14 protein-coding genes are annotated in these 13,772 nt (G+C 68.6%); 7 read left to right on the forward strand and 7 right to left on the reverse strand.

What is annotated here, in order from left to right; genetic code table 11:
* Positions 1-34 precede the first annotated feature (34 nt).
* Positions 35-391, forward strand: coding sequence for a RusA family crossover junction endodeoxyribonuclease (locus tag DJ019_RS11435; RefSeq protein ID WP_111276161.1), 357 nt, complete (start codon positions 35-37; stop codon positions 389-391).
* A 74-nt stretch (positions 392-465) separates the two neighbouring features.
* Here the strand turns inward: DJ019_RS11435 and sciP are convergent, their stop codons facing one another.
* From sciP to DJ019_RS11455, 4 genes are all read right to left on the reverse strand, one after another.
* Positions 466-750, reverse strand: a complete 285-nt coding sequence (sciP, locus tag DJ019_RS11440; protein WP_111276162.1) for a CtrA inhibitor SciP — start codon at positions 748-750, stop codon at positions 466-468.
* A 168-nt stretch (positions 751-918) separates the two neighbouring features.
* The gene (locus DJ019_RS11445) at positions 919-2,169 is read right to left on the reverse strand and encodes a flagellar hook protein FlgE (protein WP_111276163.1); all 1,251 of its coding nucleotides are present in this window, start codon (positions 2,167-2,169) and stop codon (positions 919-921) included.
* 53 nt (positions 2,170-2,222) lie between these two features.
* Positions 2,223-2,957 (reverse strand): flagellar hook assembly protein FlgD, encoded by a 735-nt coding sequence (locus DJ019_RS11450; RefSeq protein WP_111276164.1) that lies wholly within the window; start codon positions 2,955-2,957, stop codon positions 2,223-2,225.
* Positions 2,958-2,962: 5 nt separating this feature from the next.
* Positions 2,963-4,555 (reverse strand): flagellar hook-length control protein FliK, encoded by a 1,593-nt coding sequence (locus tag DJ019_RS11455; protein WP_111276165.1) that lies wholly within the window; start codon positions 4,553-4,555, stop codon positions 2,963-2,965.
* A gap of 384 nt (positions 4,556-4,939) precedes the next feature.
* Between DJ019_RS11455 and flgK the strand changes: the two genes are divergently transcribed.
* Genes flgK through DJ019_RS11475 form a run of 4 tightly spaced genes read left to right on the forward strand, consistent with a single transcriptional unit; the run spans position 4,940 to position 10,451 of the window.
* On the forward strand, positions 4,940-7,036 hold the full coding sequence (gene flgK, locus DJ019_RS11460) for a flagellar hook-associated protein FlgK (RefSeq protein WP_111276166.1): 2,097 nt from the start codon (positions 4,940-4,942) through the stop codon (positions 7,034-7,036).
* A 10-nt stretch (positions 7,037-7,046) separates the two neighbouring features.
* Positions 7,047-7,976: a flagellin gene (locus DJ019_RS11465; RefSeq protein WP_111276167.1), complete on the forward strand. Its 930-nt coding sequence runs from the start codon at positions 7,047-7,049 to the stop codon at positions 7,974-7,976.
* A 45-nt stretch (positions 7,977-8,021) separates the two neighbouring features.
* A complete protein-coding gene (mnmA, locus tag DJ019_RS11470) occupies positions 8,022-9,212 on the forward strand; it encodes a tRNA 2-thiouridine(34) synthase MnmA (protein ID WP_111276168.1) in 1,191 nt (396 codons plus the stop codon).
* A 48-nt stretch (positions 9,213-9,260) separates the two neighbouring features.
* The gene (locus tag DJ019_RS11475; protein ID WP_111276169.1) at positions 9,261-10,451 is read left to right on the forward strand and encodes an acetyl-CoA C-acyltransferase; all 1,191 of its coding nucleotides are present in this window, start codon (positions 9,261-9,263) and stop codon (positions 10,449-10,451) included.
* A gap of 4 nt (positions 10,452-10,455) precedes the next feature.
* On the opposite strand, the gene DJ019_RS11480 is transcribed toward DJ019_RS11475, so the two are convergent.
* Both DJ019_RS11480 and DJ019_RS11485 read right to left on the reverse strand, forming a co-directional pair.
* Positions 10,456-10,944, reverse strand: a complete 489-nt coding sequence (locus DJ019_RS11480) for an SRPBCC family protein (protein ID WP_111276170.1) — start codon at positions 10,942-10,944, stop codon at positions 10,456-10,458.
* A gap of 100 nt (positions 10,945-11,044) precedes the next feature.
* Positions 11,045-11,611 carry a DUF3617 domain-containing protein gene (locus DJ019_RS11485; protein WP_133255291.1) on the reverse strand — a complete coding sequence of 189 codons (567 nt, stop codon included), beginning with the start codon at positions 11,609-11,611 and terminating at the stop codon, positions 11,045-11,047.
* A 62-nt stretch (positions 11,612-11,673) separates the two neighbouring features.
* Between DJ019_RS11485 and DJ019_RS11490 the strand changes: the two genes are divergently transcribed.
* Entirely contained in the window at positions 11,674-11,940 is a 267-nt protein-coding gene (locus tag DJ019_RS11490) for a GNAT family N-acetyltransferase (protein WP_111276172.1), read from the forward strand.
* A 286-nt stretch (positions 11,941-12,226) separates the two neighbouring features.
* Here the strand turns inward: DJ019_RS11490 and DJ019_RS11495 are convergent, their stop codons facing one another.
* The gene (locus tag DJ019_RS11495) at positions 12,227-12,514 is read right to left on the reverse strand and encodes a hypothetical protein (RefSeq protein WP_111276173.1); all 288 of its coding nucleotides are present in this window, start codon (positions 12,512-12,514) and stop codon (positions 12,227-12,229) included.
* Positions 12,515-12,963: 449 nt separating this feature from the next.
* Here DJ019_RS11495 and DJ019_RS11500 point away from each other — a divergent pair, with 449 nt between their 5' ends.
* Positions 12,964-13,719, forward strand: a complete 756-nt coding sequence (locus DJ019_RS11500; protein WP_111276174.1) for a hypothetical protein — start codon at positions 12,964-12,966, stop codon at positions 13,717-13,719.
* Positions 13,720-13,772 lie beyond the last annotated feature (53 nt).

Below are 13,772 nucleotides of genomic sequence, written 5' to 3' on the forward strand. Positions count from 1 at the left end.
AGACTGCAAGGCGCCGGACGGGTATGCAGGGCCCATGAGTGAATCCTGGACCCAGCACGGAAAGGTGCGCGCCCGCGAGGCCGAAGGGTTCCTGGAACTCACCGTTGATGGCCTGACCACCCAGGCGAAGTACTACAAGCCGCTGATCTACGAGTTCTTCCGTAAGGCCTGGCGGGGCTCCCGGCCGGCCTGGGGAGATTATGCGGTCGAGATCGGGATGGAGTATGTGGGCGAGCCGCCCTGGCTCGACCTCGACAACCTCGCCAAGGCGATCCTCGACGCCATCAAGGGCTACGCCTTCCACGATGACGCCCAGGTGGCGCGACTGCTGGTGGAGCGAAAGCCAGGCGATCGAGAGCGGATCACGGTGACGGTGCGAAAGCTGGCCTGAAACGCGAACCGGCCGCGCCCGGGGTGAGGAAGGCGCGGCCGGCGATGTGCGAACTCGTCTCTAGGGGAGACGGTTCAGCGATACTGCTGCAGACGGGTGGTCCGGAGGCCGGCCATTCCGTGCCGCTCGATCGAACGCTGCCAGGACAGGAACTCGTCGTTGGTCAGCGAATAACGCTCCAGCGCTTCCTCGAGGGTGATCAGTCCACCGCGGACAGCGGCGACCACCTCCGCCTTGCGGCGGATCACCCAACGGCCGGTGTTCGGCGGCGGCAGGTCGTTCTTCGTCAGGGGCGCGCCCGTCGGCCCGATCACGTAGGTCTCGCCGCGGCTGTTCGTGCGCGTCTGTTGTTGCAACATGGGCTTTCTACCGCCTCACCATCACTGATTGACGCGCAGCATATCCAGCGGCCCCTAACAGCCGCTGAATCGCCTTGGTAAAGAAACGCCTGATCATGCGCGCCTCCGTGTACCATTTTAATACAGCTAAAACGGACTCGAGAATTCAGGCTTGGTTAAGGCTCAATATTACCGCTTGATGTTGATTAGTTCTTCCAACATCTGATCAGCAGTCGTGATGATCTTCGATGATGCTGAGTAAGCTTTCTGCGTCTGGATCAGTCCGGTGAACTCTGCGGACAAGTCTACGGTGGAAGCTTCGAGGCTTGAGGGCGAGACGCGGCCCGCGCCGCCGACCCCGGCTTCCTTGATGGTCATTTCGCCGGCGATCAGCGTGGCGCGGTAGGCGTTACCGCTCGCCTGGGCGAGGCCGTCGGAGTTGGGGAAGGTGGCGATACCGATCTTGGCCACGTCGCGGATCTGGTCGTTGTCGTAGATCGCCGAGACGATCCCTTCCTCGCTGACCTCGATGGCGACGATGTTGCCGACGCCCGCGCCGTTGTTGATGATCGAGTTCACCGTCGAGGTGTCGTCGTATTGGGTCAGCTTGGTGAAATCGACGGCGATGTCCTGGTTCGGCAGGCCGAGGGCGGCATCCCAAACCGTGTTCAGCGTGAAGGCGTCGGGCGCCACGCCGCCCACGGTGTTGATGGTGCCGTCGGTGTTGAACGTCACCGGAATGGGGTTGGCCGGCGTGAAGGTCGCGTCGGTGGCCGTCGGAACGGTCTCGATGTCGAGATCCCAGTCGTTCACCGCGTTCTGGGTGAAGGTCATCCGCAGGGTGTGACGGCCGCCGGCGGCGTCGATGATATCGATGTCGATCGGCGTGGGGTCCGTCGCGTTGACCTTGTCGATGTTGGCGCTGACGCCGAGCTGGGTGGTCGGCGTGACCGCCGCGCCCAGGTTCTTCACGTTGATGGACTGCAGGTTGTTCAGCTGCGACGGGTTGACGTTGTAGGTCCCGTCGGATTGGCGCGGCCAGCCTTGCAGGTAGAGGCCGGCGTCGTTCTTGAGGTAGCCGTCGGCGTCGACGCTGAACGAGCCCTGGCGGGTGAACACCCGCTGGTCCGCAGCGGTGAGGCCGGCGCCCTTGTTCGTCGCGATGAAGAAGCCGTCGCCCGAGATGGCGAGGTCCGTCGCCGAACCCGACGACTGGATCAGGCCCTGCTGGCTGACGAACTGCCGGGTGACGCCCTGGACGCCGCCGGCCGAGTAGCGCCCCTTCACCGCCTGTGCGGTGACGACGTTGGCGAAGTTCACCTGGTTGCGCTTGTAGGCGACCGTGTTGACGTTGGAGATGTTGTCCGAGATCGCGGCCAGGGCCGACGAGTTGGCCACCAGGCCCGACACGCCCGCGAGAAGGGCAGAATTGATGGACATGACTTAGTTCCGTTCTCCTGAAGCGGATCCGCGTGCTGCGAAGGACCGGCCCATCAGGCCGCCGCTGGAGACGGCGTTTTGCCGTCCGTGGTGTTGGTGGGATCGCCGGTGGTCGCGGCCGTTTGGGTCGCGGCTTCAGCCGGCTGGCGAATGCGGACGATCTTGTCCCAGGGGACTTGAGCGCCCTTGATGGTGATGAGGGTCGATCCGTCGCTCTGCTCCACGCCGGTGACGAGACCATCGGCGTAGATCGTGGAGGTGACGGTAGAGCCCTGGGAGTCCTTGGCGGTGACGCGCAGGGTGTAGGTCCCTTCGGCCGAGTCGCTGCCGGCGGCGTTCTTGCCGTCCCAGGTGAAGGTGTGGTCGCCGGCCTTGTTGTCGGTCGGAGCGACCGACCGCACGACGCGGCCTTTCTCGTCGAGGACCTCGAGCTTCACGTCCGTGGCGTCGCGATCGAGGGCGTAGGTCCACTCGGCCTTCTTGTTCTTGAGCGCCGCGACATCGGCCTCGGCCCGGACTTCCTTGCCGATCAGGCTGACGGCGGTCGAAACGCCGGAGCCGGTGTTGGTCACCAGCTTCTCGAGCAGATCGTTCGTCAGGAGCTGCTGCTCGACGCCCGTCATCTGAACCAGCTGCTGGGTGAACTGGGTCGAGTCCATCGGGGACAGCGGATCCTGGTTCTTGAGCTGCGTGGTCAGCAGGTTGAGGAAGGTGTCGAAGTTTTCCGCCAGGCGGGTGCGGCCCGTGGCGCTGGCGGCTGTTGCGGAGTTGACGGCGTCGACGGCCATGGCGGTCAGATCCTGAGGTCCAGGCCGGAGTTCACGCCCCGGCGGAGGCGCAAGGCGCCCGGGTTAGCGGCCTGGTCGGCCTCGCCAGCCGTCTCGAGAGCCGCGCGGAACGCTTGCCCGCGGAAGGTCGAACCCGCGTCGCTCTGCTCCTGCCAGGCGCGTCCCTGTCCGCGTCCCTGGTCCTGGGCGACGTCGAACGACAGGGCCGATCCTGAAAGATCAAAGCCGGCCTGTTCGAGCGCGCGCTGCAGTTCGGCGGAGCGGGCCTTCACATCGTGGGCGGCCTGCGGGTTCTCGAAGGTCATGGCCGCGGTGATCCGGCCGTGGGCGCCGATCTCGACGCGTACGTCCACCTTGCCCAGTCCCTGGGGATCGAGCTCGACGTCGAAGCGGGTGGTCCGGGACTCCAGCTTCTTGACGATCTGCGCGGCGAGGTTGGCCACCGTCTCGGGCGCGCCGCGCACCTGGCGGGATGTCGTCTCCTCCACGGGAGCCGACTGGGCTTCAGTCGCGCGCGCCTCGGCCTGAACGGCTGCGTCCGGCGCATCCGGGGTGGCCGCCGCCTCTGGAGGTTTCGGTTCCGGGGCAGGGGCCGCCGATGGGCCAGCAGCCTTCGCCACCGCGTCGGCCGCCTTGCCCTGGGCCGGGGTCTCGATGTTGTCGCGACCTCGCAGGTCGCCGCCTTCCACGGCGGACGGCGCGGAGGCCTTTGTCCGCTCCCCCCGCCCGGTGCGAGGTGGGCTTGTCGCCGGCGGCGCCGCCTCGGCCCGTTGGGGCAGGGCGAACGTGGCGGGGGCCTTGGTCTGCTCGCTCGCAGAGGCAGCGGGTTCGCTCGTCTCCGCGACCTCGGGCTGAACGTCGGCGGCCGGCGCTTCGGCCTTTTCAGTCAGGCCGGCGTTCGTGTTGGCGTTCGCCAGGGCGGGAGCTGCAGGCGAACCCGCGATCTTGTGCGTTCCCCAGGCCGGCGGCTCCGCCGGCTTGGCGGCGGTCTCAGGGATGCGGGGCAGGGTGGAGGGGGGCGTCGTGGCGGCCGGGTCCGCTGCGGCGTCGACGTCGCCCTCGGCCACCTCCGTGGCCACGGCCTGCGAGGCCACCGCGGGGCTACCCTGCGGCGCCTGGGCATGTTCCGGTCGGCCAGGGCGCGCCTTGGCGCCGAGCGGACGCTCCAGCGGGTCAGGGTTCGTAGCGTCCGCCTTGCCTCCCGGCGCAAGCGCGGCGCCCCCGTCGGCGGGGAAGGTCTCCTGGTCCACAGCCACCGTGACGGCCGCCGGGATCGCAACGTACTCGGCGCCAACGGCGATGGTGGGGTCGGCGGTCGCGACTGCGTCGGCTTCCAGTCCGGGAGCCTGGTCCGCGGCGACGGTGTCGGCTTCCTCTTCAGTCGAAGCGAGCGCGGCAATGCCGGGCTGGGGCGCCATCGCGGAGGCCGCCATGCCTTGCGGCGTCGGCGTGGCTTCGGTCTGCGCGACGGGGAAGAGTGCGGCCATGAGGGCCTCGAAGCCCGCCTGCGGGCCGGCGGCCTGCTTGGCGGCGCCGTTCGCCGGGGCCGTGAGGCCGCTCGGCATGAACTGGGCAGGATTGAGCGCTGGCGCGGTCATGGCGGTGAGGCGAGGGCTTCTGATCTTGAGGGAAGCGCGTCCTGCGCCGGGCTCATTCGGTTGTCCCTGAGCAACCTCCGCGCCAGTTCCGCAAGATGTTGAAATAAAAAGATAAAGAGGTTTTCTGAGGGCGTGGTTGCTGGTCGGCGAGGGAGGAATTTGCCGGGCCGGAGCCGCCCTGGTGGGACATTACCTGCCGCCCTTCCGAGCCGGTTGTCCCGACTGGCGCCGGTCTTGCGCTGTCATTCCTGAACCGATCGGGTCCAAGGAAGGACCATGCTGAAATTATTGAAAATTTTCCGGCCTGACGTGCGGGTGTTCACCCTTCTCCCGGCAGAATTCGCCGGGTTGAACGTCAGCCTTTGCCGGGCGGAGCCTTAACAGATGTCGCTCAGCGCCACCCTCCTGACCGCCTCGTCGGGCCTACAGGTCGCCCAGGCCTCCCTGCGCGCGGTCTCGGACAACATCGCCAACGTCAACACGCCCGGCTACGTGCGCAAGGCGGTCGATCAGCAGCCCCTCGTCGTCGACGGGCGGGGCATGGGCGTGAAGATCAATGGCGTCAAGCGCATCACGGACCAGTACCTGCAGCTGGCGTCCCTGACGGCGGCGTCGGAGTCCGAACGCTGGGGCGCCATCTCCCAGTACCTCGACAATGCCCAGAGCCTGTTCGGCGATCCGGGTGGCGAAGGCTTCTTCTTCAACCGCCTGGACAAGGTGTTCGCGGCGTTCGCGTCGGTGTCCGATGATCCGTCATCGACCCTCCAGCGCTCCCAGGCTCTGTCCGGCATCCAGGACTTCCTGACCGAGGCGGGGCGCATCAACAGCCAGATCGTGTCGCTTGGCGATACGGTGGAGACCCAGGTCAAGGCCGGCGTCGAACGCGCCAACTCCTTGCTCGAAGAGATCAGCAAGCTCAACAAGGACATCCAGCGCGCGCGGCTGGGCGGCGCCGACCCCACCGGCTCCGAGAATATCCAGAGCAAGCTGCTCGATGAGCTGGCCGGGCTGATGAACGTGCGCGTGAGCGCCCGCGCGGGCGGCGGCGTGGATATCCGTTCCGTCGAGGGTGTCCTGCTGGCGGGAGATCGGGCGGCCAAGCTCAGCTACAACTCGAGTGACGCCACGCCCGGCTATATCAGCGCACAGCCCGACGGCAGTCCGACCAGCCAGCCCATCCTGGTTTCCAGCGGCGAGCTGCGCGGCCTGATGGAGCTTCGCGACGTGGAGCTTCCCAAGCTCTACGATCAGATGGGCGAGTTTGTGAGCCGCGCGGTCGACCAGCTCAACGCCGCCCACAATGCCGCGGCCGCCTACCCTGCGCCGGCCTCGCTGTCGGGGCGCAACACCGGGCTCGACCTGCCCACCGCGGTCAACGGCTTCACCGGGACCTCCACCATCGGTGTCGTGAACGCCGCGGGGGCCCTGCAGCGGTCGGTGGCGATCGATTTCGACGCCGGTACGATGTCCGTCAACGGCGGCCCGGGTGTGGCCTTCACGCCGGCGACCTTCCTGGCGGACCTGAACGGAGCGCTTGGTGGAGCGGGCACGGCCAGCTTTTCCGGCGGCGCTCTGACCCTCAATGCCGGCGCCGGCAACGGCCTGGTCATCGACGAGGGCACGTCGCAGAAGACCGGGCGCGGCTTCTCGCACTTCTTCGGTCTCAACGACCTCGTGAAGACGACCGGCTTCACCAACTACGCCACGGGCCTGAAGACGACCGATCCTCACGGCTTCACGGCGGGCGACCCGATCACCCTGCGCCTGTCGTATTCGGACGGCCGCCCGATCCAGGAGGTCACGGTCAACGTGCCTGCGGCGCCCAACATGAGCGACCTGCTGGCCTCGTTGAACAACGCCGGGACCGGCGTGGGCCTCTACGGTTCGTTCGGCCTCGACGCCAACGGCGTCATGTCGTTCACCCCGGCCTCGGGGCTGGACGCTCAGCTCTCGGTGGTCACCGACAACACCGAACGGGGCGCTGGCGGACCGTCGATCAGCGAGCTGTTCGGACTGGGTACGCAGGAACGCTCGATGCGCGCGGGCCGGTTCGAGATTTCGTCGGCGATCTACGGTGATCCGACGAAGATGGCTGTGGGCAAGGCCGACCTCAGCGTCGCCGTCGGTCAGGTCGCCATCCGGGCCGGCGACGGCCGAGGGGCCCAGGGCATCGCGGAATCCGGCGAGACGCCTATCCTGTTCCAGGCGGCCGGCTCGCTGGGGCAGGTCACCATGTCGGTGGCCCGCTATGCCGCCGAATTCGGGGGCGCGATCGGCCGTGGGGCCGCCGCCGCCGAGACGCGCCAAGCCAGCGCCGAGGCCGTCGCCACCGAAGCCAACAACCGCCGTCAGTCCGTGGAGGGGGTCAACCTCGACGAGGAGCTCGTCAACATGACCACCTATCAACAGGCTTTCAACGCTTCCGCACGAATGATCCAGGCTGCCAGCGACCTCTTCGAGGTGCTGGTGAACATGGTCTGAGGAGTCCGCCATGGTCACCCGCGTCACCACTTCCGGAAACTATTCCAACATCCTGGCAAACCTGCTCATCGCCCAGCAGCGGCAGGCGGAGGCGGGCAACAAGGTCGCCACCCAGAAGAACGGCCAGAACCTCAAGGACTACGCCAAGTCCTCCGAGCTCATCACGGCCATGCGGACTGTGCAGACCCGGCTCGAGGCCTACCAGGACCAGAACAAGCTGCTGACCGACAAGCTCGCGACGCAGGATACGGCCCTGGTCCGCGTCGCCGACGCCGCCCAGCAGGTGCGCCAGCTCTTCAACGAAGCCCTCGCGTCGGGTCGGGTCGACACGCTCGTGGAAGACGTGCAGGCGCAGCTCCGGAACGCCGCCGAGGCGATGAACGCGCGGTACGGGGGCAAGTACCTCTTCGCCGGGGGGCAGGTCGACACCCGGCCGGTGACCGTGACCGCGCTCAGCGACCTCACGGCTGGGCCGCCGATTTCCAGCTTCTTCCAGAACGACAACTTCAAGGTCACCGCCAAGCTGGACGAGTCCACCACGATCACCACCGGCCTTCTCGCCGACGATATCGGCACGGCGATGATGACCGCGTTCCAGACGTTCCAGTCCTTCAACGAAGGCGCCGGCGGGCCGTTCAACGGCGCCATGACCAATGCCCAGCGCACCTTCATCGAGGGGCAGCTGGCGTCCTGGGAGCAGATCCGGTCCGACGTCACCATCCAGGCAGCGCAGAACGGCACCAACCAGAAGCGGCTGGAGACCATCGCCGAGGATCTGGAGATCCGCCAGAACTCGCTGGCGGGCATGCTCGGCGACATCACCGACGCCGACATGGCCGAGGCCGCGACCCAGCTGCAGCAGGCCCAGTTCTCGGTCCAGTCCGCCGCCTATGTCCTGCAGGCGCTTCAGGATTCCTCGCTGCTCAACTTCCTGCGCTGACGCGGACCCTCCCGTTGAGGGGGCTGGGACGCTATATGGGCCCCGATGAACGCGCCCGTGCTCCTGCCTGACCGCCTGAGTGACGGCCTCGTGGAGGCCGCGCGCGCGGCTGTGCGCCTGCCGGCCGGGACGCGGATCGTGGCCGCCATGTCCGGTGGCGTCGATTCCACGGTGACCGCCGCCGTTCTCGCCAGGGCCGGCTATGATGTCGTCGGCGTGACGCTCCAACTCTACGACCACGGCGCGGCGATCCAGAAGAAGGGCGCCTGCTGCGCCGGCCAGGACATCCACGACGCCCGGACGGCCGCCGAGGCCATCGGCATTCCGCACTACGTCCTCGACTACGAAAGCCGCTTCCGCGAGCAGGTGATCGAGGACTTCGCCGACGCCTATCTGCGCGGTGAGACGCCGATCCCGTGCGTGCGCTGCAACCAGACGGTCAAGTTCCGCGACCTGCTGGACGTGGCGCGCGAACTGGGCGCCGAGGCCATGGCCACCGGCCACTATGTGCGCCGCGAGGTCGGACCCGCGGGGCCGGAGCTGCACCGTGCGGTCGATCCGGCGCGCGACCAGTCCTACTTCCTGTTCGCCACCACGGCCGAGCAGCTCGACTACCTGCGCTTCCCGCTGGGCGCTCTGCCGAAGCCGGCGGTGCGGGCGGCGGCGGCCGAGCTGGGGCTGGCGGTGGCCGACAAGCCCGACAGCCAGGATATCTGCTTCGTCCCCGAGGGCCGGTACACCACCGTCATCGACCGGCTGCGGCCGCACGGCGCGGAGCCGGGCGATATCGTGCATCTGGACGGCCGGGTGCTGGGCCGTCACGAGGGCGTCACCCGCTACACCATCGGCCAGCGGCGCGGGCTGAATGTCGCCGTCGGCGATCCCCTGTTCGTGGTCCGGATCGACGCGGATCGGCGCCAGGTCGTGGTCGGGCCGCGCGAGGCGCTGCTGACGCGGACGCTGACGCTCAAGGAGACCAACTGGATCGGCGACGCCGCCTCGATGGAGGCGGCCTGCGAGGCCGGCCGGCCGGTGCTGGCCCGCGTGCGGTCGACCCGAGAGCCGGTGGCGGGGCGGCTGGCCCTGGTGGATGGCGTTCCCGGTCTCGCCTTCGACACGGCGGAAGAGGGCGTCGCGCCCGGCCAGGCCTGCGTGCTCTACGCGCCGGAAGCGCCGACGCGCGTGCTCGGCGGCGGGTTCATCGCCGGGACCGTCCGGAACGCTGATCGACCCTGACCTAGCGGAAAGCTGGTTCTCAGCGGTTGGTGAATTTATATCTCCGCCATGACCCAGACCTCAGACCCCGTCGTCATCGCCGCCTATGCCCGCACGCCGATGGGCGGTTTCCAAGGCGTGCTTTCGGGCGCGAAGGCCACCGAGCTCGGCGCCGCCGCCGTGAAGGCCGCCGTCGAGCGCTCGGGCGCCGCGCCCGAAGCCATTGAGCAGATCCTGATGGGCTGCGTCCTGCCGGCCGGGCTCGGCCAGGCGCCGGCGCGCCAGGCGGCGCTGGGCGCGGGGCTTCCGAAGTCGGTGGAGGCCACGACGGTCAACAAGATGTGCGGCTCGGGGATGCAGGCCGCGATCCTGGCGCACGACGCGCTTGCGGCCGGATCGGTCGACGTGATCGTCGCGGGCGGCATGGAGAGCATGACCAACGCGCCGTACCTGATGACCAAGCACCGCGGCGGGGCGCGGATCGGCCACGACACCATGTACGACCACATGTACCTGGACGGACTGGAAGACGCCTACGAGCCGGGCCGCCTGATGGGCAGCTTCGCCGAGGAGACCGCGCGCACCTACCAGTTCACCCGGGAGGCTCAGGACGAGTACGCCATCGCCAGCCTGGCCAAGGCGAAGGCGGCCACCGAGAGCGGCGCATTCGCCCGCGAGATCGTTCCCGTAACCGTCACCGACCGCAAGGGCGCGACCGTCGTCGACAAGGACGAGCAGCCGCTGAAGGCCGACCCGGCCAAGATCCCGACCCTGAAGCCCGCCTTCGCCAAGGACGGCACCATCACCGCCGCCAACGCCAGCTCGATCAGCGACGGCGCCGCGGCCCTGGTGATGACCCGCGAGAGCGTGGCGCGGAAGCTGGGGATGAAGATCGTCGCCCGCATCGCCGGCCACGCCGCCCACGCCCACGAGCCGGGCCTGTTCACCACCGCCCCGGTGCCGGCCATGCAGAAGGCCCTGAAGCGGGCCGGCTGGAGCGTGGACGACGTCGACCTCTTCGAGGTCAACGAGGCCTTCGCCGTGGTGGCCATGATCGCCGAGCGGGAGCTGAGGATCGACCGGGCGAAGCTGAACGTCAACGGCGGCGCCTGCGCCCTCGGCCACCCGATCGGGGCGTCGGGCGCGCGGATCCTCGCCACCCTGCTGTCCGCGCTGGAAGCGCGGGGCGGCAAGCGCGGCGTGGCCAGCCTCTGCATCGGCGGCGGCGAGGCGACGGCGATGGCGGTGGAGTTGGCCTGAGGCCTCACATCGTCCGGGCGACGGCCTCGCACTGGTCGGCGACGACGCCCCAGCCTTCGTGGAAGCCCATCTGCGCGTGCTGGGCCTTCTTCTCGACGGTCGGGTGGCCGCAACGGGCGAGATAGAGGGTCTTGCCGTCGGGCCGGCGCTCGAAGGTGAGGACGCAGGTCATCATGCCGCCGCCGTCGGCCGGGACCCAGCCCTCGGTGAAGGCGTCGGTGAAGACGATCTTCTCGTTGGGCACGACTTCCAGGTAGACGCCGCGGTTCGGGAAGACCTCGCCGTCGGGGCCGTACATGGTCGTCTCGGACGCCCCACCCGGCCGCAGGTCCATCTTCGTCACCTCGGCGCGCCACGGCTTCGGACAGAACCACTCCGGAAATCGCTCCGGCGTCGTCCACACCTTGTAGAGCTGCTCCGGCGACGCCTCCATGATGCGAGCGAGCACCAGCTCGTTGTCGTGGTTGGGGGCGATGTCGATCGGGATGGCCATCTGACGTCTCTCCTTGGGGGTCAGGCGGGTGGGTTCCTGCTCCCGAGGACGCAGGAGGCGCGCCGGTTCCGACAACGCCCCCGCGCTTTTGCCGGTCGGGCTATTTCGGGCCGGGCATGCTGGCGATGTTCATCTTCATGCCGCCGGGCAGCAGCATGTCGCCGGGCTTCATGTCGGCCGGGCAGGCGCCCTGCCAGGCGCCGGTCATTTCCATGGTCTGGGTCCCGTTGGCCTGGATCATCTTGGCCCCGGTGGTCGTGGTGGTCAGCTTCATCACGTACTTCGTATTGAAGTCGCCGGTGACCGTGCCGCTGGTGACGTTCCTGCCGGCCTCGCCGAAGTCGCACTCGGACTCCACCTTCCAGCCACCGGCGGCGGGGGTGATCTCGTTCTTCGCGCAGACCTGTTCGCCCATCTGCTGGCCCCAGAGGGTCATCTTCTTTTCGACCGTCTCGTCGAGGCAGAGCTTCGTCTCCTGGGTCATGCCCTCGGCGTTGATGGTCTGGACCCAGAGCCCCGGCTTGCGGCGCGGCGGTCCCGCGGGCGCCGCGGCCGGCGCGGCGGCGGACGCCTGGGTCTCCTCGCCGGTCTTCGCCGCCTCGTCCGTCTTCTTCTGGCAGGCGGCGAGGGCCAGGGCCCCCACGCACACGATCGCCACAGCACGCATCTTGATCCCTCCGATGACGTTCCCCAACGTGGCGAACCTGACGCGCCCGAGGAGACTGATCAATGGCCGACCTTCGTGACACCGGCGCCCGCTACGAGATGGACGAGCAGGGCGAGACCTCCTACGCGGACTACCGCCTGTCGGGCGGGCGCCTCTACATCGACTACGTCTTCGCCCCGCCGGCCCTGCGCGGCACAGGCGCCTCGGGCCGGCTGATGGAGGCCGTGGCCCAGAAGGCCAAGGACCAGGGCCTGAAGATCACCCCCATCTGCGGATACGCCGCGGCCTGGCTCCAGCGGAGCAAGGCGTTCCGGGAGCTGGTGGGGTAGGCAGGTACGGGGGGCGGGGAGCGGACTTCCCGGACTGCCGGGAGGGGGCGACCTATGCTGCGATTGACCTCACTGCGAGTACGCAGGCCAGTCCGACGATGGCGGGGGTCCAGCTTAGTGTAGCGGCTGCCGCAGAGGAGACGCGGACGCCACTTTGCTGGCGTGATCCAACAGGCGCCATCCCATGCGGCCACGTTGGCGAGGAGCCTCAAGTTCCGCAACGGTTCGACCCCTGAGACTGCCTCGGACGCCAGGAGGAGAACTTTGCGACAGACCTCGTGCCTGCTCAGGTCCGGGCGGAGATGGCTTCCAGGGTCTGGACGCGGCTTTCCAGGTCCTCGACCAGGCGGCGGGCCACGTCGCGCACGCCGGGGGCGTAGGCGTCGCCGCCTTCCGCGATCTCGGCGGCGAGCTGCTCCAGGTCGACCATGGCGGCCGTCAGGGCCTTCACATGATCCTTCGCGAGCTGGCGCGCCTCGGCCTGGAGCCGGCGCACGCGCTCGGCCACGGTCTCGGTCTTCGGCGAAACGGTCTTCAGGTCGTTGGTGGCGACCACGGCGAGAGACGGCGACATCCTTACGTACCTCATCGATCCCCAAGGTCTTGAACGGTCGCCAACCCGGGATGGTTTGGCCGCCGATCATGCCTTGCTGCTCAAGAGAGCTTACGTCCTGAGACAGCACAGGTTCCCTGTCGGTCGCATGAACGGCGCCAGTTAACCCTGGTACAGGATCGGGTGAGGACTCGGCGCCACGGTGTTTGGTTAGCGACGATGGTCGGCCGAGGTCTGGGGCCGTCGAGTATTCGCCGCTCGCGCTACTCTGCTGGCGCTCTGGCGACCGGGACCTTCCGGCCTGCGGTCTCGACGCGATAGGCTTGGCCCGGGGCGACCTGGCCGGCGGCGTTGGTGACCGAGAGGGTCTGCTTCTCCTGCGCCTGCGACAAACGGTCGGCGCGTCGAACGCCATCCCTCCGACGACGGACGCGCAGGATTTGCGGGCTCGCCTGGAGTATGCTGCGCGGGTGAACAGGCGAGACTTCGACGTGAAGGATGGGCCGCTGGCGGTGGCGGCGCTGCGGGCCGTTTTGGGACAGCCGGCGGGCGCGTGGGCGGCGTGGGCCGCGCTGATGGCCGCCGGCGCCGCGCTGGATCTGGCCGCGCGGGCGGCGGGCGTCGATATCGATGGGACGCGCGCCGACGCGGGCTTCTGGGCCTACCAGGGGCTGGAAGCGCTGCTCACGGCGACCGCCTCGGGCTGGGCGCTGGCGTTGCTGCTGACCGGTCAGGCGCCGCGGGTGCGAGCGCTCGCGGCGTTCGTGGTGCTGCTTGCCGCGGTGGAGCTCTATTGGGACGGCGCCGCACAGGTGGTCCCGGCGGCGGAGAGCGGCGATGGCGCCCCGGTGGCGGCGCGGTACCTGGCCCTGATGGCGGTCATGGGGCTTGGGGTCTTTGTCTTCGCGCGGCTGATGCTGTGGCCGATCGGACGCCTCACCGGGTCCGGGGGGCCTTCGCCGGCTGGGTCGTGGGCGCGGATGGAGGGGCAGGTCTGGCCGTACTTCAGCACTGCGGTCCTGCTGACTTTCCCTATCTTCCTGGAAAACTACCTGCTGTTCACGACCCCCGCCGGCGACCTGGGCGTGGAGGGCACGACGCCGACGCTCATCAAAGCGCGCTTGGAAGCGACCCTCGAAACCGCCCTGATGACCGGCCTCGGCGCAGCCGTGTGGCGACGCCGGCAGGGGGTGACGAGCGAGCGGCTGTCGGACGTGTTCGCGTAGGCGCCGGATGACCCCGCTCGAAGCGCTTCTTCCGTTCGTCGTGATGGCCGTCG

The sequence above is a fragment of the Phenylobacterium kunshanense genome, from assembly GCF_003254525.1.
Classification (GTDB): Bacteria; Pseudomonadota; Alphaproteobacteria; order Caulobacterales; family Caulobacteraceae; genus Phenylobacterium; species Phenylobacterium kunshanense.